Annotated in this window: 16 protein-coding genes; 7 read left to right on the forward strand and 9 right to left on the reverse strand. The window is 56.7% G+C overall.

Annotation, left to right across the window (positions count from 1 at the left end; all coding sequences use genetic code 11):
* Positions 1 to 138: 138 nt before the first annotated feature.
* The 3 genes from AAIR21_RS08410 (at position 139) to AAIR21_RS08420 (ending at position 5,426) form a co-directional block, all read left to right on the forward strand.
* Positions 139 to 2,874 (forward strand): glycosyl hydrolase family 18 protein, encoded by a 2,736-nt coding sequence (locus AAIR21_RS08410; protein WP_032681347.1) that lies wholly within the window; start codon positions 139 to 141, stop codon positions 2,872 to 2,874.
* 137 nt (positions 2,875 to 3,011) lie between these two features.
* Entirely contained in the window at positions 3,012 to 3,452 is a 441-nt protein-coding gene (gene iagB, locus AAIR21_RS08415; RefSeq protein WP_020884847.1) for a type III secretion system invasion protein IagB, read from the forward strand.
* 144 nt (positions 3,453 to 3,596) lie between these two features.
* On the forward strand, positions 3,597 to 5,426 hold the full coding sequence (locus tag AAIR21_RS08420; RefSeq protein ID WP_014169344.1) for a chitinase: 1,830 nt from the start codon (positions 3,597 to 3,599) through the stop codon (positions 5,424 to 5,426).
* 62 nt (positions 5,427 to 5,488) lie between these two features.
* Here AAIR21_RS08420 and AAIR21_RS08425 read toward each other — a convergent pair whose 3' ends face one another.
* From AAIR21_RS08425 to poxB, 4 genes are all read right to left on the reverse strand, one after another.
* Positions 5,489 to 6,502 (reverse strand): NAD-dependent epimerase/dehydratase family protein, encoded by a 1,014-nt coding sequence (locus AAIR21_RS08425; protein ID WP_020884845.1) that lies wholly within the window; start codon positions 6,500 to 6,502, stop codon positions 5,489 to 5,491.
* Between the two features lie 89 nt (positions 6,503 to 6,591).
* The gene (locus AAIR21_RS08430) at positions 6,592 to 8,031 is read right to left on the reverse strand and encodes an SDR family oxidoreductase (RefSeq protein WP_079231226.1); all 1,440 of its coding nucleotides are present in this window, start codon (positions 8,029 to 8,031) and stop codon (positions 6,592 to 6,594) included.
* 10 nt (positions 8,032 to 8,041) lie between these two features.
* Positions 8,042 to 9,043 carry a low-specificity L-threonine aldolase gene (ltaE, locus tag AAIR21_RS08435; protein WP_020884843.1) on the reverse strand — a complete coding sequence of 334 codons (1,002 nt, stop codon included), beginning with the start codon at positions 9,041 to 9,043 and terminating at the stop codon, positions 8,042 to 8,044.
* A 38-nt stretch (positions 9,044 to 9,081) separates the two neighbouring features.
* Positions 9,082 to 10,800 carry a ubiquinone-dependent pyruvate dehydrogenase gene (poxB, locus tag AAIR21_RS08440; protein ID WP_014169348.1) on the reverse strand — a complete coding sequence of 573 codons (1,719 nt, stop codon included), beginning with the start codon at positions 10,798 to 10,800 and terminating at the stop codon, positions 9,082 to 9,084.
* A gap of 151 nt (positions 10,801 to 10,951) precedes the next feature.
* Between poxB and AAIR21_RS08445 the strand changes: the two genes are divergently transcribed.
* On the forward strand, positions 10,952 to 11,386 hold the full coding sequence (locus AAIR21_RS08445; protein ID WP_032677784.1) for a DoxX family protein: 435 nt from the start codon (positions 10,952 to 10,954) through the stop codon (positions 11,384 to 11,386).
* Between the two features lie 45 nt (positions 11,387 to 11,431).
* On the opposite strand, the gene hcr is transcribed toward AAIR21_RS08445, so the two are convergent.
* The 4 genes from hcr to aqpZ all read right to left on the reverse strand — a co-directional run bounded on the left by hcr (position 11,432) and on the right by aqpZ (position 15,969).
* Positions 11,432 to 12,400 (reverse strand): NADH oxidoreductase, encoded by a 969-nt coding sequence (gene hcr / locus AAIR21_RS08450; protein ID WP_014169350.1) that lies wholly within the window; start codon positions 12,398 to 12,400, stop codon positions 11,432 to 11,434.
* A gap of 10 nt (positions 12,401 to 12,410) precedes the next feature.
* On the reverse strand, positions 12,411 to 14,063 hold the full coding sequence (hcp, locus tag AAIR21_RS08455; protein WP_183516507.1) for a hydroxylamine reductase: 1,653 nt from the start codon (positions 14,061 to 14,063) through the stop codon (positions 12,411 to 12,413).
* Between the two features lie 144 nt (positions 14,064 to 14,207).
* Positions 14,208 to 15,107 (reverse strand): lysine exporter LysO family protein, encoded by a 900-nt coding sequence (locus tag AAIR21_RS08460; protein ID WP_113656792.1) that lies wholly within the window; start codon positions 15,105 to 15,107, stop codon positions 14,208 to 14,210.
* A 166-nt stretch (positions 15,108 to 15,273) separates the two neighbouring features.
* Positions 15,274 to 15,969 carry an aquaporin Z gene (gene aqpZ, locus AAIR21_RS08465; protein WP_025204573.1) on the reverse strand — a complete coding sequence of 232 codons (696 nt, stop codon included), beginning with the start codon at positions 15,967 to 15,969 and terminating at the stop codon, positions 15,274 to 15,276.
* A gap of 289 nt (positions 15,970 to 16,258) precedes the next feature.
* On the opposite strand from aqpZ, the gene AAIR21_RS08470 reads away from it, so the two are divergent.
* Positions 16,259 to 17,917, forward strand: a complete 1,659-nt coding sequence (locus AAIR21_RS08470) for an ATP-dependent endonuclease (protein WP_014169354.1) — start codon at positions 16,259 to 16,261, stop codon at positions 17,915 to 17,917.
* On the opposite strand, the gene AAIR21_RS08475 is transcribed toward AAIR21_RS08470, so the two are convergent.
* On the reverse strand, positions 17,914 to 18,870 hold the full coding sequence (locus AAIR21_RS08475) for a VirK/YbjX family protein (protein ID WP_183516506.1): 957 nt from the start codon (positions 18,868 to 18,870) through the stop codon (positions 17,914 to 17,916). The two genes, AAIR21_RS08470 and AAIR21_RS08475, sit on opposite strands and share 4 nt — an antisense overlap.
* 159 nt (positions 18,871 to 19,029) lie before the next feature.
* Between AAIR21_RS08475 and macA the strand changes: the two genes are divergently transcribed.
* Both macA and macB read left to right on the forward strand, forming a co-directional pair.
* Positions 19,030 to 20,145: a macrolide transporter subunit MacA gene (gene macA, locus AAIR21_RS08480; protein ID WP_059305595.1), complete on the forward strand. Its 1,116-nt coding sequence runs from the start codon at positions 19,030 to 19,032 to the stop codon at positions 20,143 to 20,145.
* Positions 20,142 to 22,082 (forward strand): macrolide ABC transporter ATP-binding protein/permease MacB, encoded by a 1,941-nt coding sequence (macB, locus tag AAIR21_RS08485; protein ID WP_434680666.1) that lies wholly within the window; start codon positions 20,142 to 20,144, stop codon positions 22,080 to 22,082. The genes macA and macB overlap by 4 nt, the downstream gene beginning before the upstream one ends.
* Positions 22,083 to 22,102 lie beyond the last annotated feature (20 nt).

Here is a 22,102-nt window from a genome sequence, read left to right on the forward strand (position 1 = left end):
GGAATACAGCGCGCCACAGAAATAGCGGTTAACGATTATTGCTTAAGTTGAAATTCAAAGTCTGTAAAAAACTATTCCATGTTTTAAAGGAAGACATGGGTCATTAACGTTTACAAATAAATTTATCAGGAAATAAAAATGAAATTTATGAAGCCTAAATATCTGGCGCTTTTCGTTGCAGCGGCGTCCAGCTCTGCCTTCGCGGCGGCGCCAGGTACGCCAACCCTCAGCAGTGGCAATGATAAGTTTGCGATTGTTGAAGTTGACCAGGCAGCGCAAGACTATAACAGCCTTGTGAAAGTCCATGATGGCGCGGATGTGAAAGTTGAGTGGAACGTCTGGAGCGGCGATGCGCCAACCTCGGCGAAAGTGCTTCTGGATGGTCAGGCCGTGTGGAGTGGCGCCGCAAGCGCCTCCGGGTCAGCCACCTTCAAAGTGAAAAAGGGCGGACGCTATCAGGAGCAGGTTGAACTCTGTAACGCCAGCGGGTGTTCTAAAAGTGCCAGCAAACTGATCATCGTGGCGGACACGGACGGAAGCCATCTGCTGCCGCTGAACACCACCCTGAAGGAAAATAACAAAACTTTCTCTCAACATACGGACAAAGTGGTGGGTGCCTATTTCCCTGAGTGGGGCGTCTATGGGCGTGAGTTCCCGGTGGATAAAATCCCTGCGGCGAACCTGAACCACATTTTGTACGGTTTCATTCCGATCTGTGGCGGTGATGGCATCAACGACGGGTTAAAAACGGTTGAGAACGGCAACAGCTTCGCCGCGCTGCAGCGCGCCTGTGCGGGCCGTCAGGATTACACCGTGGCCATTCACGATCCGTGGGCGGCATTGCAAAAACCGCAGGCCGGCGTGACCAACTGGGACGACCCCTACAAAGGTAACTTTGGTCAGTTGATGGCGCTGAAAAAAGCCCATCCGGATCTGAAAGTGCTGCCTTCCATTGGCGGCTGGACGATGTCCGATCCGTTCTTCCAGATGCATGATTCCGCGATCCGCGCGCGCTTCGTCTCTTCCGTGAAAGAGTTCCTGAAAACCTGGAAATTCTTCGACGGGGTCGATATTGACTGGGAATTCCCGGGGGGTGGTGGCGTGTCGGAAAATCTTGGCAACCCTGCTCAGGACAAAGCCACCTATACCGCGGTGATGCACGATCTGCGCGCGATGCTGAACGAGCTGTCAGCAGAAACGGGCCGTACGTACGAACTGACCACCGCCATTGGTTCCGGTAAAGACAAAATTGAAGACGTGGATTACACCACGGCGCAGCAGTACCTCGACCACATCTTCCTGATGAGCTACGACTTCTACGGCGGCTGGAGCAACACTGATCTCGGCCACCAGGCGGCGTTGCACGGCGCGGAGTGGAAACCGGACACCAACTACACCACTGAAAACGGCGTGAACGCGCTGCTGGAACAGGGCGTGCAGCCGGGCAAGATTGTTGTAGGGGCGGGCATGTACGGTCGCGGCTGGACCGGCGTTCATGGCTACACCGGCGACAATCCGTTCACCGGTACGGCAACGGGGGCGGTCAAAGGCACCTGGGAACCGGGCGTGGTTGACTACCGTCAGATTGCGAACGAGTACAAAGGCAAGCCAGGCTGGGAATACAAATACGATGCCGCGGCAGAAGCGCCGTATCTGTTCAATAAAGCCACCGGCGATCTGATTACCTATGAAGACGCGCGTTCTACCACGGCAAAAGGTAAGTATGTGCTGGCGAAAAATCTGGGCGGTCTGTTCTCCTGGTCCATCGACTCGGACAATGGCGACATCCTTAATGCGATGAACGAAAGCCTGTTGGGCGGCGGTTCAACGCCGGTTGATCCCGTTGTCACCAACCATGCGCCGATCGCTGCGGCTGCCGATCAGACCGTGACCGGGCCTGTTACCGTCACCCTCGATGGCTCTGCGTCTGGCGATCCGGACGGCGACGCCATTACCTATAAGTGGACCCAGATTTCCGGTCCAGCCGTGACCCTTACCAACAGCACGAAAGCCAAAGCCTCCTTCGGCGCGGCGGCAGTGACTCAGAACCAGACGCTCTCCTTCCGCCTGACGGTGAAAGATGCGAAAGGCCTGACGAACGCCATTGATGTTCAGGTCGTGAACAAAGCACCTAAAGCGAACCAGGCACCCGTGGTCAACCCGATGGAAAGCATCACGCTGCAGGCGGGTGAAACCTATGCCCTGCATGCGCAGGCGGCCGATCCGGATGGTGACGCGCTGACCTATGCCTGGAGCGTGCCGGCGGACATGAACGCAACCGGTACTGACACCGCGAACGTGAATATCACCGCACCGGCTGTCGCTTCCGATTCCACCTACACCCTGAGCGTGGTGGTCAGCGACGGTAAAACCAGCGTTCAATCGAACGTGCAGGTTATTGTCACGCCAAAAGCAGCCGATGAGGTCACGCCGCCATCTGACGAGGTAACACCACCAGCCGATGAGGTCACGCCGCCATCTGACGAGGTGACACCACCTGCCGATGAGGTCACGCCACCTTCTGATGAAGGCTCTGCCACCGGCAGTTGTGATGCACCTGTTGATGCCAATGCCAGCCAGTACCCGGCCTGGAGTGCGAGCAAAATCTACAACAGTGGTGACACCGTGAGCGCCGACAACCTGGTGTGGAAAGCGAAGTACTGGACACAGGGCAATAAACCTGGCTTTGACGCGGATGCGTGGGAGCTGGTCAGCCAGGTGAAAATGAACTGGCGTTCAGATGTGGTTTACAACGGTGGCGATACGACCACCTACCAGGGGTATGTCTACCGTGCGAAATGGTGGACCCGTGGTGATAAACCAGGTAACAGCGATGTATGGGTGAAAGAAGGCGCGTCAGCAGACTGCAAATAACCTTCTTAGCCTGAGGTTGCGGGTTTGATATCGCCTGCAATCGTTGACCACACCCCATTTCGGGTGTGGTCAACCCCTTCCGGAATAAGACAGCGTGCGCAAGGAGAAGGATCGTCAGTAAATAAACAGGTAATGAGATGAAACGCTTTTTATTGTTATTGCTTATTTTAAGTCAGAGTGCGGCAGCAAATTGCTGGGATAAAGCGGCGCATTATTATCATGTCGATCCGTATTTATTATATGCCATTGCGCAGGTGGAATCCGGTATGAATCCGAATGCCGTGGGGTGGAATCAGGATGGCTCGCGGGATGTGGGATTAATGCAGATTAACAGCACGCATTTCAGCGAACTGCAGCGCCAGGGCATTGACGAGAACCGGCTTGTGACCGAGCCCTGCACCTCCATTATGGTGGGCGCGTCAATACTGTCGACGATGATCAACGTATATGGCTATAACTGGGAAGCCGTCGGGGCTTATAACGCGGGAGTGAAAAAAGAGAATTATTCAAAGCGTATGAATTATGCCCGCAAGGTCTGGGCGAAATATCAGGAGATAAAACCTCGTTCCTCTTATTAATTCTGCTTTTTGTTTTTTGAAGCGTACCAAGAGGTGCGCTTCAGAAAATGAAAAATTACCGCACTCTTTGGTTTATTTATTAAGGGAATAATACATAAACCGTGATTGCATTAACCCTTGTTGCTATATATAGGATGAGTTGAAATGACCAAAAGGACCTTACTGAGCGTGCTCGTTGCGGGTGCATGCATTGCGCCTTTCATGGCACAGGCTGCGACGCTGCAGGCAACCACCAGCGAGCCGTTCACCCTGAAAGCCAGCGATCTGGCGAAGAAAGAACAGGAACTGACTAACTTTCCACTGATGGCGTCGGTTAAAGACACCATTCGTACGCTGGATAATGCCCAGGTTGAGCTGATTGAGCCAGGCCGTGCAGCGAACCCGGATAACGTCAAACGCGTTGAAGGCATTGTGAAGGCCAGCGACTGGGAATACCTTTTCCCGATGCGAGCGCAGTCCTACACCTACAGTAACTTCCTGAAAGCGGTGGGCAAATTCCCGGCGCTGTGTAAGACCTACAACGACGGCCGTGACAGCGACGCCATCTGCCGTAAAGAGCTGGCCACCATGTTTGCCCACTTCGCACAGGAAACCGGCGGCCACGAAAGCTGGCGTCCGGAAGCCGAATGGCGTCAGGCGCTGGTTCACGTTCGCGAAATGGGCTGGACCGAAGGGCAGAAAGGCGGTTACAACGGCGAATGTAATCCTGATATCTGGCAGGGACAAACCTGGCCGTGCGGCAAAGACAAAGACGGCGATTTCGTGAGTTACTTTGGCCGTGGGGCAAAACAGCTGTCTTATAACTACAACTACGGTCCGTTCTCTGAAGCGATGTTCGGCACTGTCCGCACGCTGCTCGACAAGCCGGAGCTGGTGGCTGACACCTGGCTGAACCTGGCAAGCGCCATCTTCTTCTTCGCCTACCCGCAGCCGCCGAAACCGAGCATGCTGCAGGTTATCGACGGCACCTGGCAGCCAAACGATCATGACAAAGCCAACGGCCTGGTTCCGGGCTTCGGCGTGACCACCCAGATCATTAACGGTGGCGTAGAGTGTGGCGGCCCGACTGAGATTGCCCAGTCTGAAAACCGTATCAAGTACTACAAAGAGTTTGCGAAGTACCTGAAAGTGCCTGTCCCGGCAAATGAAGTGCTCGGCTGTGCCAACATGAAGCAGTTCGATGAAGGCGGCTCCGGTGCGCTGAAGATTTACTGGGAGCAGGACTGGGGATGGAGTGCCGATACGCCAGACGGTAAAACGTATTCCTGCCAGCTGGTCGGTTATCAGACGCCGTTCAGCGCCTTTAAAGAAGGTGACTACACGAACTGCGTGAAGAAATTCTATAACGTCAACATCATCAACGATGACGGTTCCGCCGTGACGCCGGACGAGCATCCGGTCACTCCGGCACCGACGCCATCGGAAGATGAAACCCCGGCACCGGCACCGGTTCCGGACGAAACGCCGGCAGAACCGACCGTGGTGAACCACGCCCCGGTCGCGCAGATTGCGGGCCCAATCGGTGCGGTGGAAGCGGGCGCGCAGGTATCCCTGAGCGCAGAAGGATCCACTGACCAGGACGGCAACACGCTGACCTACACCTGGCGTTCACAGGATGGCCAGACGGTCACCGGTGAAGACAAGGCGGTGGTGACCTTTACCGCGCCCGAGTCTGCGACGGCTCAACAGTACGAAGTCAGCCTGACCGTGAGCGATGGCGAGCTGAGCAGCACCACCTCCTATCTGCTGAACGTTAAGGCGAAAGCCACGACGCCGTCTGAAAACGACGGTACCTCTGGTGCTTACGCCGCGTGGAGCGCGAACAGCAAGTACAAGGCAGGCGATATCGTGAATAACCACGGTAAACTGTTCCAGTGCAAACCGTTCCCGTACAGCGGCTGGTGTAACAATGCCCCGGCGTACTACGAGCCAGGCGCGGGTCTGGCGTGGTCAGACGCCTGGACGGCGCTGTAAAACAAAACGGCAACCTTCGGGTTGCCGTTTTCGTCTCTGTTCTCTGAGATGAACGCGCTCAACTAGCGATGCAATTTACCGTGGTCACGCAACCAGGCGGCAGTACGCACAATCCCTTCATCCAGGGAGACAATCGGCTTATACCCCAGTTCGTTTTCTGCGCGGGTGATATCCAGCGTAAAATCAAAGTTGAGCTTTGAGACACCGTAGTGCGTCAACGCAGGCTCTTTCGCCGATTTACTCCCAAGACGCTCCATACTGCGGGCAATCATATCCAGCATCGGGTAGGGCACGGAACGAATACGGCAGTCGATTTGCAACTCGTCAATCAACCTTTGCACGATGCTGCGCAGCGTGCAGGGCTCACCGTTGGTGATATTGTACGCGCGACCGGAAATCAGGGTATCGCAGTCCGGCTGGCTTGCCAGCCACATGGCGTGGACCGCATTTTCGTAGTACGTCATATCCACCATCGCATCGCCACCGCGGGGCAGCAGCACGCTGCCGTAGTGGTGCATCATCTGCGCCAGACGCGGGATAAACACTTTGTCATGCGGGCCGAACAGGCTCTGAGGACGCAATACGGTAAAACGGGTGTGCGGGTTCGACTGCGCCAGCAGATCGATCACCTCTTCGCTGGCCGCTTTACTGCGGGCAAACTCACAGGCAAAGCGCGCCGGGCGAAAATCTTCCTGCACGTCGCGGTGATGGTGATAGTCGAAATAGAGAGACGGGGAGGAGATATGAATAAAGTTACGCACGCCCCAGGCCACGGCCCATTCACCCAGACGACGGGTGGCACGCACATTGGCGAGGTCAAAAGCTTCCTGGGTACCCCACGGGGAGGTAAAACTGGAGCAGTGCCACAGCGTATCGATACCGGCCAGCATCACCTTGGCCTGAGAGGAGACCAGCTCCGTCAGGTCGGCATGGACAAACTCTGCGCCCATTTTTTGCAGCAGTTTACCCATCGCTTCGTTGCGACCGGTGGCCCTGACGCTGATGCCTTTGTTGCGCAGAAACTCGACCGCATTTCGGCCTAAGCCGCTGGTCGCCCCGGTAACCAGTACCTTCATATCAATCCACTGTGTTGAAAAAGAATTTCGTGCGCATTCTTTCGTGAATTACGGCGGGTTGCAATGGGAAAGGTGAAAGAATAAGAGTTTTATTGAGTTATTTTCGTCTTTTGTTCTGCCAGCTGCGCGATACGTTTCGCCATTCCGCGAAAGATAAACAGGTGAGCGGGGATCATTAACAACCAGTAGAAAAGCCCAGGCATACCGTGCGGGTGCCACCAGGCACGAACGTCCAGTTCACGATGGTCGCCTTTGTCTTTTAGCGTAAAGCACAACCGTCCCAGGCCGGGCGCTTTCATGCCAAACAGCAGCGCCAGCTGTTTTTCGGGCTCGACGATAATTACCTTCCAGCTGTCAACCGTATCGCCTACCGCAAGATACGGGTGCGCAGGACGGCCTTTCGCCAGCCTGTGTCCTACCAGCAGATCCAGTGCGCCACGGGTTTGCCAGAGGATATTGCCGAAGAAATAGCGTTCTTTGCCGCCAATCTGATTCACCACCTCCCACAGGTCCGCCAGACTTGCCGGGGTGTTCACCGTGCAGCCCGCCTGTTTAGGAAAGTAACCGTACTCAGGCCGCCAGCGGGCAAACGCCTGGGCGTCGTAGCCCCAGTCGCTGGAGTTCATCAGCTGTTCCTCTTCCTTGAGCGTATTGCGTACCGCGTCATCGAAACGGATCAGCGTCTGGGGGATCAGCGCACGCAACGCGCGATCGTCGGCCAGCAGATCGTGTTTGAGCCCCTGGATCAGCGCTTTTGCGGTCGTCGGCGGCACGGACGTAATGACGTTTAAAAACCACACCGAGATCCAGCGGGTAGGGAAGGGAATGGGGATCAGCCAGCGTCGGCGGCCGCTGACGCGCATAAAATGTTCGAACTGTTGCTGGTAGCTCAGCACTTCCGGGCCGGCAGCCTCAAGCACACGGTGTTGCTCAGCCGGATGGTCCAGCAGGGCCACCAGATAATGGCGTAAATTTTCCAGCGCAATCGGCGTGGTGCGCGATCGCACCCAGCGCGGCGGGGTAAGCACCGGCAGGTTGTACACCATGTCGCGCATCACTTCGAACGCGGCGGAGCCGGCCCCGACGATGATCCCCGCCCGCAGTTCGGTGACGGGAATATTGGCGCCGCGCAGGGTCTCAGCCGTGAGCTGACGGGCGCGAAGATGATCGGACTGCTCGTTAGCAGGCGCCTGCAGCGAGCTTAAAAAAATCACCTGCTTCACCGGTGTGAGCAACAGCGCGTCGCGGACGTTCATCGCCACCTGACGCTCGTGGGCGATAAAATCGCCCCCTTCGCCCATGCTGTGAACAAGGTAGTAAAGCGTGTCGACCCCTTCCAGTAACGCCGGCAGCGTCGTGGGCCAGTTGAGATCGACGTTGTGACAGGTCACCCCGGGCAGGTGCAGCTTTTGCAGACGCTCCGTGTTGCGTGCCACGGCCAGCACCTGGTGTCCCTGCTGACTTAACGCAGTGGTGAGATGCTGACCGATATACCCACTGGCACCGAGTACCAGAATACGCTGCGGCACGCTCTGCTCCTTAGCGCTGTAAAAACGCCTGCCAGTGTTTCACCACGTCTGCCAGCTGCTGACGATTAACGTCCAGGTGCATAACCAGGCGTACCACCGGCGAGGCGTTGATCAACACGCCACGGGCTTTCATAAACTCACCCAGCGCGGCAGCGTGCTCTTCGCCCACGCGAATGAACAGCATGTTGGTATCGTGGCGCATAACGTCTGCACCAATCTCGCGTAGCTGTGCGGCCATCCACGCGGCGTTTTCATGGTCGTCTTTCAGGCGGGCCACGTTGTTTTTCAGGGCGTACAGTCCGGCTGCCGCCAGAATACCGGCCTGGCGCATCCCGCCGCCGGTCATCTTACGCCAGCGGACCGCGCGTTTGATGTAGTCCGCATTGCCCACCAGCAGCGAGCCAACGGGCGTCCCCAGCCCTTTAGACAGGCAAATAGTGAACGAATCGCAATACTGCGCGATGTCTTTCAGCTCGCAGCCATACTCCACCACGGCGTTAAAGATGCGCGCGCCGTCCACGTGCAGCCCGAGTTTGCGCTCGCGGGTGAATTCCCACGCTGCTTTCAGGTACTCGCGCGGCAGCACTTTGCCGTTGTGGGTGTTTTCCAGACTGAGCAGCCTGGTGCGGGCGAAATGCACATCATCGACTTTGATTTTCGCCGCGACCTTGTCGAGCGGCAGGGTGCCGTCCGGGGCGGCATCAATCGGCTGAGGCTGAATGCTGCCCAGTACCGCCGCACCGCCTGCTTCGTACAGGTAATTGTGCGCGCCCTGACCGGCAATATACTCTTCACCGCGTTCGCAGTGGCTGAGCAACGCCACCAGGTTGGCCTGGGTGCCGGATGGCAGAAACAGGGCAGCCTCTTTACCGCTTAGCTCGGCGGCATAACGCTGCAGCGCATTCACCGTTGGATCGTCACCGTAGACGTCGTCCCCGACCGGGGCGGCCATCATCTCTTCGAGCATGGCGCGACCCGGTCGGGTAACGGTATCACTGCGTAAATCAATCATTTCACATCCCTTTAATTTAAGAGGTTATGTGAAATGTTTTACCTGAGCCAGTTGGTTTTTGCCAGTTCGATTACCTCATCACCGCGTCCGCTGATGATGGCGCGCAGCATATAGAGGCTGAATCCTTTGGCCTGCTCGAGTTTAATCTGCGGTGGGATCGCCAGCTCTTCTTTCGCCACCACCACGTCCACCAGTACCGGACCGTCGATGGAGAAGGCGCGCTGCAGGGCTTCATCGACTTCTGAGGCTTTCTCTACGCGAATACCCGTGATGCCGCAGGCTTCAGCGATGCGCGCGAAGTTGGTGTCGTGTAGCTCGGTGCCGTCCGTCAGATAGCCACCTGCCTTCATCTCCATCGCCACAAAGCCCAGCACGCTGTTGTTAAAGACCACGATTTTCAGCGGGAGCTTCATCTGCACAACCGACAGGAAATCGCCCATCAGCATGCTGAACCCGCCGTCGCCGCACATCGCCACCACCTGACGCTCTGGTGCGGTGGCCTTGGCCCCCAGCGCCTGCGGCATGGCGTTGGCCATCGAACCGTGGTTGAACGACCCCAGCAGACGGCGTTTGCCGTTCATCTTCAGATAGCGTGCCGCCCAGACGGTCGGGGTGCCCACGTCGCAGGTAAAAATGGCATCGTCGTCCGCGAAATGGCTAATTTGCTGCGCCAGATACTGGGGATGAATGGCTTTGTCGCTCGGTTTGGCAAGATCGTCCAGTCCTTTGCGTGCATCGCGGTAATCACTGAGGGCTTTGTCGAGGAACTTCCGGTCGGTTTTTTCTTCCACCAGCGGCAGCAGGGCGGCGAGGGTGGATTTGATGTCCCCTACCAGCGCCATATCGACTTTGCTGTGGGCACCAATACTGCCCGGGTTAATATCAATCTGAATGATTTTGGCATCCGTCGGGTAAAACGCGCGGTACGGGAACTGGGTGCCGAGCAGGATCAGCGTGTCGGCATTCATCATGGTGTGGAAACCGCTGGAAAAACCGATCAGTCCGGTCATGCCCACGTCATACGGATTGTCATATTCGACATGCTCTTTGCCGCGCAGGGCGTGAACAATCGGGGATTTTAACTTGCCGGCAAATTCCACCAGCTCTTTGTGCGCGCCCGCACAGCCACTGCCGCACATCAGGGCGATATTGCTGGAGTAACGCAGCAGCTGCGCGAGCTTTTTGAGCTCTTCTTCAGCCGGCGTGATGACAGGCTGTGGGGCGTGATACCAGTGCGAACTGGCACCTTCAGGCGCGGCCTTCAGCGCCACGTCACCGGGAATAACGACCACCGAAACACCGCGGTTAAGCACGGCTTTGCGCATTGCAATGGCCAGAACCTGAGGGATCTGTTCTGGTGAGGAAACTAATTCGCAATAGTGGCTGCATTCACGGAACAGCTCCTGAGGATGCGTCTCCTGAAAATAGCCGCTGCCGATTTCGGAAGAAGGGATGTGAGCGGCAATCGCCAGGACCGGTACGTGATTGCGGTGGCAGTCAAACAGGCCGTTGATCAAGTGAAGGTTGCCCGGTCCGCACGATCCGGCGCAGACGGCCAGTTCACCCGTTACCTGCGCTTCCGCCCCAGCCGCGAAGGCGGCAACCTCTTCATGACGGGTTGGCATCCATTCAATGGTCTTCATCTTATTGAGGCTATCGCTCAGCCCGTTCAGGGAGTCGCCGGTTACGCCCCAGATGCGCTTTACGCCTGCCTGCTCGAGGGTTTTTGCTATGTATGCAGCCACGGTTTGTTTCATGGGTGTCCATCTCCTTTAAGTGATATCGCTTACAAGCTTAGAAGAAAGTCACTGTATTGCCGCGCTTTCCCCCTTATTAAAAGGTGCTTTTCACCCGCAATGATTCGGCATAATCTGGTCATCACACAGATGAAAACAGGAATCATTTCAAATGGTTAAATCATTGTTAATTGCTGTTAATGAAAAGCTATCGTGCGACGATGCCGGCAAACTCTTGTTACGACTTGCCGTCGGTGGGCTGATGCTTTTTCACGGTTTACACAAGTTATTGGGTGGCGTGGGGTTCATCAGCGGCATGCTGGTGGAAAAAGGATTACCGGGGTTTATCGCCTACGGCGTGCTCATTGGCGAAGTGGTGGCACCTGTCCTGATTATCGTGGGGCTTTTTACGCGCCCGGCGGCACTGGTGCTGGCGTTTACCATGATTGTGGCGTGGCTGATGGTCGGGACGGGGGAAACCTTTGCGCTGGACGCGGTAGGTGCCTGGGCGATTGAGAGCCTGGTGTACTTCTTTATCGGTGCGCTGGCGGTAGCATGTTTAGGCGCTGGGCGTTTTGCGTTGGGGAAAGCGCCGGTCTGGCGGTAGGCGTACTAACCGGGGGTAAACGCGAGCGCTTACCCCCGTCATTCGCTACGCCAGCACAAGATCGCCCTGTGGATGACACGAGCACGCCAGCACGTATCCGTCGGCGATTTCTGCCTCGGTCAGCGTCATGGTGCTCGTCACGGTGTACTCACCGGAGACCACTTTGGTCTTGCAGCAGCCACACACGCCAGCACGGCATGCTGCCACCACCGGCACGTTGTTGCTTTCCAGCGCGTCCAGTAGCGTGGTGCCGACCCGGCCAAAGAAAGTCTGAGCAGGCTGCAGTCTGGTGAACGTAATTCCGCTGGTTGCCGCTTCCGCCACCGGGGTGAAGAACTGCTCTTTGAAGAAGCGGGTCACGCCCAGCGCTTTCACGTCCTGCTCAACGATATCCATATACGGCGCCGGCCCACAGGTCATCACGGTACGATCCGCGAGATCCGGGACGCTTTGCAGCAGTTCACGGCTCAGACGTCCGGCGACAAAACCGTGGGTTGCGTTATGTTCCGCCACCAGCGTCACCGGATAGTTACGCCACTCTTCGGCAAAGATCACATCTTCCGGCGAGCGCACGCTGAAGATCACCTGAACATCAGCCTGCGGACGGTTTTTCGCCAGCCAGCGACGCATTGACATGATCGGCGTGACGCCGCACCCGGCGGCCAGCAGCAGGAATTTATCTTCCGCTTTATCGTCACAGGTGAAATCCCCGTGTGCGTCCGACAGCCAGAGGTAATCCCCGCGCTTCACGTCCCGGGTCAGCCACTGCGAGCCTGCGCCATCATCGATACGGCGGATAGTGAGCGTGATGTACTCGCTCACGCCCGGCGTTGAGGAGATCGTGTAGGCGCGCAGCGTGTCCGCTGAGTTGCGGACACTGACCAGCGCATACTGACCTGCACGGTACGGATAGTAGTCATGGCACAGCAGGGACAGCGTCCACACATCCGGCGTCTCCTGATGGATGTGATGAACTTGCATCCGCCACGGGCATTGTGAGGTTGGCATGGTCATGAATAACTCCTTACGCGCTCAGCAGCTGCTGCATATCTTCTTCTACGGTGGTCACGGAACGCAGACCAAACTTCTCGTTCAGCACGGCCAGCAGATCCGGTGTCAGGAAGCCGGGTGCGGTGGGGCCGGTCACAATGTTGGTCACGCCGAGTGAGAGCAGGGTCAGCAGGATGACAATCGCTTTCTGTTCAAACCAGGAGAGTACCAGCGACAGCGGCAGATCGTTGACGCCGCAGCCCAGTTTTTCCGCCAGCGTGACGGCCAGAATGATGGCAGAGTAGGCATCGTTACACTGACCCGCATCGACCAGACGTGGCAAACCTTCGATGTTGCCGAAGTCCAGCTTGTTGAAACGGTATTTACCGCACGCCAGCGTCAGGATCAGGCAATCTTCCGGTACGCTGGTGGCGAAATCGGTGAAGTAGTTACGCTCACCGCGCGCGCCGTCACAGCCGCCAATCAGGAAGATATGGCGCAGTTTTTCACGGCTCACGAGGTCAATCAGTGAATCCGCGGCACCGAGCAGGGTTTCACGACCAAAGCCGACGGTGATCAGATGTTCGATTTCGCTGTACGGGAAGCCACCCATCTGCTGCGCCTGGGCGATGACCGGGCCGAAATCATCCCCTTCCAGGTGGCTCACACCCGGCCAGCCAACGATGCTGCGGGTCCAGATGCGGTCGTCATACGCGCCAACGGTGGGGTCGATGATGCAGTTAGAGGTCATCACGATGGGGCCCGGGAAACGGGCGAACTCAACCTGCTGGTTCTGCCAGCCGCTGCCGTAGTTCCCGACCAGGTGTTTAAATTTACGCAGTTCCGGGTAGCCGTGTGCGGGCAGCATTTCGCCGTGGGTATAGACGTTAACGCCCGTGCCTTCGGTCTGCTTCAGCAGGTTATAGAGGTCTTTCAGGTCATGGCCGGAGATCAGGATGCACTTGCCTTCGGTCGCTTTAATGTTAACCTGCGTCGGCGTTGGGTGGCCGTAGGTGCGGGTTTCACCGGCATCCAGAATACGCATCACGTTGAAGTTCATCTGGCCGATTTCCATTGAACATTCGAGCAGCGGATTCATCTCGGCAGGCCAGGTACCCAGCCACGCCATGATTTTGTGGTACTGAGCATAGATAGCGTTATCGTACTGGCCCAGGACGTGCGCGTGTTCCATATAGGCCGCGGCCCCTTTCAGGCCGTACAGGCAGAGCAGACGCAGGCCGAGAATGTTCTCGCCAATCGCCGCTTTGTCTTTATTGGGGGTGAATTCTGCTGCCTGACGCTGCAGCTCGCCCAGGTCGTCGCTTACCAGCTGCAGGTCTGCCATTGGGTTTTCTACCCGTGCGTTGGCATCGGCGCTCAGGCACTGCGCTTTCAGCGCTTCACGCAACGCAATTGCTTCGCGGGCATAGCCGACGATGCGCGGGGAATCAAAGTTAACGTTAGTCAGCGTGGAGAAAAAGGCGCGGGGGGCGAAACTGTCTACATAGTGGTCAATAATGCCATATTCGCGGGCCTTGAATGCCCATGCGGAAAGGCCTTGCAGGGCGGCAATCAGCAGATCCTGCAGGTCTGATGTTTCTGCGGTTTTGCCGCACATACCTTGCGCATAAGAGCAGCCATTGCCTGCCGGGGTACGGATGGTTTGTTCACATTGCACACAAAACATAATCACACCTGTTAAAGTTATATTTGATATACATGTTTGAGGTTATGCCTGTGACTGAACGGTGAAAAGGGCTTTCTTCTACAAAATAGAGGGAGATTGATTTAGCGCAATTTTGGCGGCAGAAAGCCTACCGCCAGAGGAGTATCAGGCGGAGAAAAACGCCATCAGAACGGGAACCAGCAGGCTCAAAATAAAGCCGTGTACGATGGCGGCAGGCACCATCTCCAGCCCACCTGAACGCTGCAGAACCGGCAGGGTAAAGTCCATCGACGTGGCGCCACACAGCCCCAGTGCGGTCGAGCGACTGCGGCGCACCAGGCCCGGGATCAGCATAATGGCAATTAATTCCCGCGCCAGGTCGTTAAAGAAGGCGGCGCTCCCGATGACCGGACCGAACGATTCGGTCAGCAGAATACCGGAAAGGGAATACCAGCCAAATCCGGAGGCCATTGCCAGACCGGTTTTTAACGGCAGGCCGAGAATAAAAGCGTTAATCACGCCCGCCACCAGTGAGCTAATGACGACGATAACCGCGACGATCATTCCACGGCGATTAAGGACAATCTGTTTCAACGTCATGCCATTATTTCGCAGCTGAATACCGATAAGGAACAGCAGGAAAATGAGGGTATATTCACTGGCTTCCGTCGCGTGCTGTAAATAATTCCATCCGCTTAACCCAAGAACAAAACCCAGCACCACGACGCCGCATAATTTTAAAGATTCCAGCGCCATTGCAATTCGTGACGGCAGTTTTTCCTGATGGTGGTGATTTTTCCACGGAATAGTGCGCTCAAGCCAGAAAAGTGCGGCAATATTGCACAGCAAAATAACGGCGCAGGTGACGACAGAATAATGCAGGATCGCCAGCAGATTGGTGGCCAGATTATCCAGAAACGCCAGGCTTATCCCCATAAAGAAAAGAATGACGTAGACAATCCAGCTCAGAAAACGGTTGATAAGCCGTAACGCGGATTCGCGATGCAGCGGGATAAGGTAGCCCACAATCAGAGGCAGCAGAATGATGAGGAGTCCTGAAAACATGAACAACGGGTCCTTGTGAATATCTGTTAAGCGCCAGAGACACTACCCAATAAACGTTGTCAGGTAAAGGAGCAACAAAAAAGCCGGGTGGCAGCAACGCCTGACCCGGCCTGAGTGTTGTCATGCAGGTCGGGTAAGCGTAAGTGCTACCCGACTGCACACGCAATTAATCGCGTTTTTCCAGCAGGGTGCGATACAGCACGCCGCCCAGAATACCGCCGATGATTGGCATTACCCAGAACAGCCACAGCTGCTCAAGCGCCCAGCCGCCCTGGAAAATTGCGACGGCAGTACTGCGCGCCGGGTTTACGGAGGTGTTGGTGACCGGAATAGAGATCAGGTGGATAAGCGTCAGCGCCAGACCAATGGCAATAGGTGCAAAGCCCGCCGGGGCGTGTTTGTCGGTTGCGCCGTGGATCACCAGCAGGAAGCCTGCGGTCAGCACAATTTCAATCACGATGGCAGAGAGCATGGAGTAACCGCCAGGGGAGTGTTCGCCGAAACCGTTTGAGGCGAAGCCGCTTGCGGCGGCGTCAAAGCCGGCTTTACCGCTGGCAATAACGTACAGAACCGCTGCAGCAATAATCCCGCCAACAACCTGGGCCACAATATAACCAATGACTTCTTTAGCAGGGAAACGACCGCCCGCCCATAAACCTAATGTCACCGCCGGGTTAAAATGACCACCGGAAATATGACCCACGGCAAACGCCATGGTTAATACGGTTAAACCGAATGCCAGCGCAACGCCGACAAAACCAATACCTAATTCCGGAAATGCTGCTGCCAGAACGGCGCTACCGCAGCCACCAAACACCAGCCAGAATGTACCAAAGCATTCTGCTGCTAATTTTCTAAACATAACCACCTCAATAATAAACTTCACACGCGTTCCTGCGTGCGGGATATCGTCAAAAAAGGGATGACGACTCAAAGAGCCATTATTTTAAAAACAAAAACATCCCTTCGCCACTAAAATTAATTCGGTTAATTTGATTTATGGCAACGTGATGTCATTCCTTGTTCAAATCGACGGTAAATAGAGCATAGACCAATTCTCTACAGCACGAAGGTTGTGCTGTCGTGTCAAAGTTCCTGCCGCTATACTGCTGATAACTTAAAGGAAAAAGTGATCATCTCGCGGGGGATTTATGCTTCTCGAACGTGTGGAAATTGTTGGGTTCCGCGGTATTAACCGCCTGTCGCTGCAGCTTGAGCAGAACAACGTCCTGATCGGTGAGAACGCGTGGGGTAAGTCCAGCCTGCTGGATGCGCTGACGCTGCTGCTTTCGCCCGAAGACGATCTGTATCATTTTGCCCATGATGATTTCTGGTTTCCTCCCGGCGATGTGAATGGCCGCGAAAAACACCTGCACATTATTCTGACGTTCCGCGAATCCGAGCCGGGGCGTCACCGCGTGCGTCGCTTCCGGCCGTTATCACCCTGCTGGGTCCCGTGCGACGACGGTTTCCACCGAATTTTCTACCGGCTGGAAGGTGAGATGGCAGAAAACGAGGGCGTATTAACCCTGCGTGATTTCCTCGATGAGAAAGCCAACCCCATTCCGCTGGATGACATCGACGACCTAGCTCGCCACCTGATTCGCCTGATGCCGGTGTTGCGCCTGCGTGATGCGCGTTTTATGCGGCGGATCCGCAACGGCACTGTACCAAATATGCCGGAAGTGGAAGTGACCGCCCGCGAGCTGGATTTCCTGGCGCGAGAGCTGGTGGCGCGTCCGCAAAATCTGACCGATGGTCAAATCCGCCAGGGGTTGTCGGCAATGGTACAACTGCTGGAACACTATTTTTCCGAGCAGGGGACGTCGGAGTCGCGTCATCGTCTGATGCGCCGCCGCTCTCACGATGAACAACGCAGCTGGCGTTACCTCGATATCATTAACCGGATGATCGACAGGCCCGGTGGCCGTACCCATCGGGTGATTTTGCTGGGGCTGTTTTCGACGCTCTTGCAGGCCAAGGGCACCGTTCGTCTCGACCGTGACGCCCGCCCGCTGCTGCTGGTGGAAGACCCGGAAACGCGCCTGCACCCGATCATGCTCTCGGTGGCGTGGCACCTGTTGAATCTGCTGCCGCTGCAGCGCGTGACCACCACCAATTCCGGCGAGTTATTGTCGCTGACCCCGGTTGAGCACGTCTGCCGTCTGGTACGTGAGTCTTCCCGCGTCACCGCCTATCGCCTCGGGCCGGGCGGGATGAATGCGGAAGAGGGGCGCCGTATCTCGTTCCACATCCGCTTTAATCGTGCGTCGTCGCTGTTCGCCCGCTGTTGGCTGCTGGTTGAGGGAGAAACGGAAACCTGGGTTATCAACGAACTGGCGCGTCAGTGCGGACACCATTTTGATGCCGAAGGTATCAAGGTTATCGAATTTGCCCAGTCGGGGATCAAGCCGCTGATCAAATTCGCCCGGCGGATGGGCATTGAATGGCATGTGCTGGTGGATGGTGACGAAGCGGGGAAAAAATATGCCGCGACCGTGCGTGGCCTGCTGAATAATGAGCGCGAAGAAGAGCGCGACCACCTAACCATGCTGCCGGCCATGGACATGGAGCACTTTATGTACCGTCAGGGGTTCGACGACGTGTTCCACCGGATTGCGATGGTGCCGGTGGATGTGCCAATGAACATGCGGCGCGTGATTGCCAAAGCCATCCACCGCTCTTCAAAACCTGATTTAGCGATTGAGGTGGCGACGGAAGCGGGGAGACGTGGCGTGGAGTCCGTGCCGACGCTGCTGCGCAAGATGTTCTCCCGCGTGCTGTGGCTGGCACGCGGGAAAGCGGATTAAGCGCGGGTCGCCTGCGTGACGTGTTGCGTCAGGCTGTCCAGTAGCGCATAGCGGCGGCGGTACTCAGCGCGCTTTTTGCTCGCAATCTCGTCCATCGGCTTACGGGGCATGGCGAGCGGCAGCATGAAGTGGCCGTTATCCTGTTTTTGCCCGCCGAGGGAGAGCCAGAAGCTGTCATAATCGGCCAGCAGTTTTCCCTCTTTTTTCTTGCGGTAACGCCAGCTGCGGTAGATATGCGTGGCGTTACTCACCGCGACAATATGCTCAACCGGGAAAGCTGCGCCAAGCGTCATTGCCGTTTCAACCAGCAGGCGTTTCGGGAACAGGCCGTGACATGCTTTGGTCGCCCCCTGGATCAGTTCATGTGGAACATGTGCTTTTGCCCCCTGCAGGCCGCCGATGAACAGCGTTGTTTTTCCTTCAAACGGGCACAGCGTGAAGGTCATTTCCGCCAGCACGGTATTCTGATGGTTACAAAAGACGAGGGTGGCTTCACCCTCTTTATCCATGAAGGCGTCGGCGCACAGGCGCACAGTAAACTGCTGTTCGTCTTTTCCGGTCAGGGTCAGCAGGGTTGCCCCCTGCGGTGAAAGGTAACCCTTGACCAGCGTTGCCGGAAGCTGGCGCGTCATGGTCTGGTAGTGCCAGGTTAGCGATTCCAGCGCCTGTCGGCGATCCATGTCCACCGTTAACCACGGGCGGTGCAGGCGGCACGGCAGCCCCGGCTGCACCTGCAACATTTGCATCAGGCGCGGCTGCTTTGCCAGCTCTGACAGCAGACGCGTGGTGCTGAACGGTGTCATCAGCGAACGGAGCATGAACTTACGTCGATAAGCGGGGTTTTGCCATGCCAGCCCCGGTGTGATCTTCCCGAAGGCCAGATTATTGAAGAGCTGCCAGCCGGATTTAGGCTGGGGCTGATGAGAAAAAAGTGTATCGACGATGGAAGACATGTTAGATCCTGCTTCTGAAGGAAGGGCTCTATTTCAGCAGGCGAAATTTCAACATCTCATCAACAAATTGAGGCGATTTCGGTGCGCGGGGGTTTCGTTGAGGAGTCGTTTAGATAGAATCAACGTTTATAATTGCCAGAACATTTATTTGGAATATTTATGAACCTCAAGGGAAAACGCAGAACGTGGTTTCTGCTGCTGGCGGTAATTGTTATCGGGGGAGGGTTCTGGCTATGGCAGATCCTGAATGCCCCTGTACCACAGTATCAAACACTGATTGTCCGTCCGGGCGAGCTGCAGCAAAACGTGCTGGCGACGGGAAAACTGGATGCCCTGCGCAAGGTTGACGTGGGTGCACAGGTAAGCGGTCAGTTGAAAACGCTGTCGGTTGAGATTGGCGACAAGGTGAAAAAAGGCCAGCTGCTGGGCGTTATCGATCCTGAGCAGGCGCAAAACCAGATCCGTGAGGTGGAAGCCACGCTCATGGAACTGCATGCCCAGCGTGCACAGGCGCAGGCTGAGCGTAACCTGGCCCAGGTGACGTTAACGCGTCAGCAGGCGCTGGCCAAAACGCAGGCCATCTCGAAACAAGATTTAGACACGGCCGCCACCGAGCTGGCGGTTAAGCAGGCGCAGATCGGGACTATCGATGCGCAGATCAAGCGCAACCAGGCCTCGCTGGATACGGCCAAAACCAACCTCGACTATACGCAGATTGTGGCGCCCATGGCCGGGGAAGTGACTCAAATTACCACGCTGCAGGGGCAAACGGTGATTGCGGCGCAGCAGGCGCCCAACATTCTGACCCTGGCAGACATGAGCACCATGCTGGTGAAAGCTCAGGTCTCAGAGGCGGATGTTATTCATCTGAAGCCGGGGCAGAAAGCCTGGTTTACCGTCCTCGGCGATCCTCAGACGCGTTATGAAGGCGCGCTAAAAGACATTCTGCCGACGCCGGAAAAAGTGAACGATGCCATCTTCTACTATGCGCGCTTCGAAGTACCTAACCCGCAGGGCGTGTTGCGTCTGGATATGACCGCACAGGTGCACATTCAGCTTACCGGCGTGAAAAATGTGCTCACCATTCCTCTCTCTGCGCTGGGTGAATCCACCGGCGAGAGCCGCTATAAAGTGAAAGTGCTGCGCAACGGCGAAACGCGTGAGCGAGAAGTGGTCATTGGTGCGCGTAATGACACCGACGTGGTGGTGGTTAAAGGGCTGGAAGAGGGTGAGGAGGTTGTCACCAGCGAAAGCCTGCCCGGAGCCGCTAAATGACGGCGTTGCTTGAGCTGAATGACATTCGTCGCAGCTATCCGTCGGGTGATGGCCCGGTTGAGGTGCTGAAGGGGATCACCCTGCGCGTCGAAGCGGGCGAGATGGTGGCGATTGTCGGTGCGTCCGGCTCCGGTAAATCGACGCTGATGAATATTCTCGGCTGTCTGGACAGACCCACCAGCGGCACCTATCGGGTGGCCGGAATGGATGTTTCCACGCTGGACGGTGACGCGCTGGCAATACTGCGGCGGGAACATTTCGGTTTTATCTTCCAGCGTTACCATCTGCTCTCTCACCTGACGGCGGCGCAGAACGTCGAAGTGCCGGCGGTCTATGCCGGCGTCGAGCGGAAAAAACGCCTTGAGCGCGCCCAGATGCTGCTGACGCGTCTGGGGCTGGCGGAGCGGGTGGAGTACCAGCCCTCGCAGCTCTCCGGCGGCCAGCAGCAGCGTGTCAGTATCGCACGCGCGCTGATGAACGGCGGTCAGGTGATCCTCGCAGATGAACCGACCGGGGCGCTCGACAGCCATTCGGGTGAAGAGGTGATGGCGATCCTTCACCAGCTTCGCGATCAGGGGCATACGGTCATCATCGTTACCCACGATCCGCAGGTGGCTGCGCAGGCCGAGCGCATCATTGAGATCCGCGACGGAGAGCTGGTCAGCAACCCGCCGGCGCGACACGCCCGGGCGGCGGCGCCGAAAGAAGTCCTGCCGGCGTCAACCGGCTGGGGACAATTTTCCAGCGGGTTTCGTGAGGCGCTGACCATGGCCTGGCTGGCGATGGCTGCCAATAAAATGCGCACCCTGTTGACCATGCTGGGCATCATCATTGGTATCGCCTCGGTGGTGTCGATTGTGGTCGTGGGCGACGCGGCCAAACAGCTGGTGCTGGCGGATATTCGGGCCATCGGGACCAACACCATTGATGTCTATCCCGGCAAAGATTTTGGCGATGACGAGCCGCAGTATCAGCAGGCACTGAAGTATGACGATCTGGCGGCTATCCAGAAGCAGCCGTGGGTGAATTCGGCCACGCCGGCGGTCTCGCAAAACCTCCGTCTGCGGGTAGGCAATGTTGACGTTGCTGCCAGCGCCAACGGCGTCAGCGGCGATTACTTTAACGTCTATGGCATGACCTTCAGCGAAGGTGCCACCTTCAATGCCGAGCAGTTAGCGGGCCGGGCGCAGGTGGTGGTGCTTGATGCCAACTCGCGCCGGCAGCTCTTCCCCAATAAAACCAACGTGGTGGGCGAGGTTATCCTGGTCGGAAACATGCCTGCGACGGTGATTGGCGTGGCGGAAGAGAAACAGTCGATGTTTGGCAGCAGCAAGATCCTGCGCGTCTGGCTGCCCTATACCACTATCTCCGGGCGGATTATGGGGCAGTCCTGGCTGAACTCCATCACCGTTCGCGTGAAGGAGGGCTACGACAGCGCGCAGGCCGAGCAACAGCTGGAACGGCTGCTGACGTTGCGTCACGGGAAGAAAGATTTCTTCACCTGGAATATGGACGGTCTCTTGAAAACGGCGGAAAAGACCACACGTACTCTTCAGCTGTTCCTGACGCTGGTGGCGGTGATCTCGCTGGTGGTTGGCGGTATCGGGGTGATGAATATCATGCTGGTATCGGTCACGGAACGTACCCGGGAGATTGGCATCCGCATGGCCGTCGGTGCCAGAGCCAGCGATGTGCTGCAGCAATTTTTGATTGAAGCGGTGCTGGTGTGTCTGGTGGGCGGCGCGATGGGCATTGCGCTGTCGATGATGATCGCGTTTGCTCTGCAGCTTTTTTTACCCGGCTGGGAGATTGGTTTCTCGCCGGTGGCCATTCTTACCGCATTTTTGTGTTCGACTTTTACCGGCATTTTGTTTGGCTGGCTGCCTGCCCGCAATGCGGCGCGTCTGGATCCTGTGGATGCGTTGGCTCGCGAATAGGCTGAAAATAAAAATGCCAG

Origin of the sequence: Enterobacter sp. PTB (assembly GCF_051130085.1) — a bacterium.
In the GTDB taxonomy this organism is placed as follows: domain Bacteria; phylum Pseudomonadota; class Gammaproteobacteria; order Enterobacterales; family Enterobacteriaceae; genus Enterobacter; species Enterobacter ludwigii.

What these genes read in the sequence shown, in the direction of transcription:
- AAIR21_RS08410 (WP_032681347.1), top strand. Translation starts at nt 139, where the DNA reads ATGAAATTTATGAAGCCTAAATATCTGGCGCTTTTCGTTGCAGCGGCG.
- iagB (WP_020884847.1), top strand. Translation starts at nt 3,012, where the DNA reads ATGAAACGCTTTTTATTGTTATTGCTTATTTTAAGTCAGAGTGCGGCA.
- AAIR21_RS08420 (WP_014169344.1), top strand. Translation starts at nt 3,597, where the DNA reads ATGACCAAAAGGACCTTACTGAGCGTGCTCGTTGCGGGTGCATGCATT.
- AAIR21_RS08425 (WP_020884845.1), bottom strand. Translation starts at nt 6,502, where the DNA reads ATGAAGGTACTGGTTACCGGGGCGACCAGCGGCTTAGGCCGAAATGCG.
- ltaE (WP_020884843.1), bottom strand. Translation starts at nt 9,043, where the DNA reads ATGATTGATTTACGCAGTGATACCGTTACCCGACCGGGTCGCGCCATG.
- poxB (WP_014169348.1), bottom strand. Translation starts at nt 10,800, where the DNA reads ATGAAACAAACCGTGGCTGCATACATAGCAAAAACCCTCGAGCAGGCA.
- AAIR21_RS08445 (WP_032677784.1), top strand. Translation starts at nt 10,952, where the DNA reads ATGGTTAAATCATTGTTAATTGCTGTTAATGAAAAGCTATCGTGCGAC.
- hcr (WP_014169350.1), bottom strand. Translation starts at nt 12,400, where the DNA reads ATGACCATGCCAACCTCACAATGCCCGTGGCGGATGCAAGTTCATCAC.
- hcp (WP_183516507.1), bottom strand. Translation starts at nt 14,063, where the DNA reads ATGTTTTGTGTGCAATGTGAACAAACCATCCGTACCCCGGCAGGCAAT.
- AAIR21_RS08460 (WP_113656792.1), bottom strand. Translation starts at nt 15,107, where the DNA reads ATGTTTTCAGGACTCCTCATCATTCTGCTGCCTCTGATTGTGGGCTAC.
- aqpZ (WP_025204573.1), bottom strand. Translation starts at nt 15,969, where the DNA reads ATGTTTAGAAAATTAGCAGCAGAATGCTTTGGTACATTCTGGCTGGTG.
- AAIR21_RS08470 (WP_014169354.1), top strand. Translation starts at nt 16,259, where the DNA reads ATGCTTCTCGAACGTGTGGAAATTGTTGGGTTCCGCGGTATTAACCGC.
- AAIR21_RS08475 (WP_183516506.1), bottom strand. Translation starts at nt 18,870, where the DNA reads ATGTCTTCCATCGTCGATACACTTTTTTCTCATCAGCCCCAGCCTAAA.
- macA (WP_059305595.1), top strand. Translation starts at nt 19,030, where the DNA reads ATGAACCTCAAGGGAAAACGCAGAACGTGGTTTCTGCTGCTGGCGGTA.
- macB (WP_434680666.1), top strand. Translation starts at nt 20,142, where the DNA reads ATGACGGCGTTGCTTGAGCTGAATGACATTCGTCGCAGCTATCCGTCG.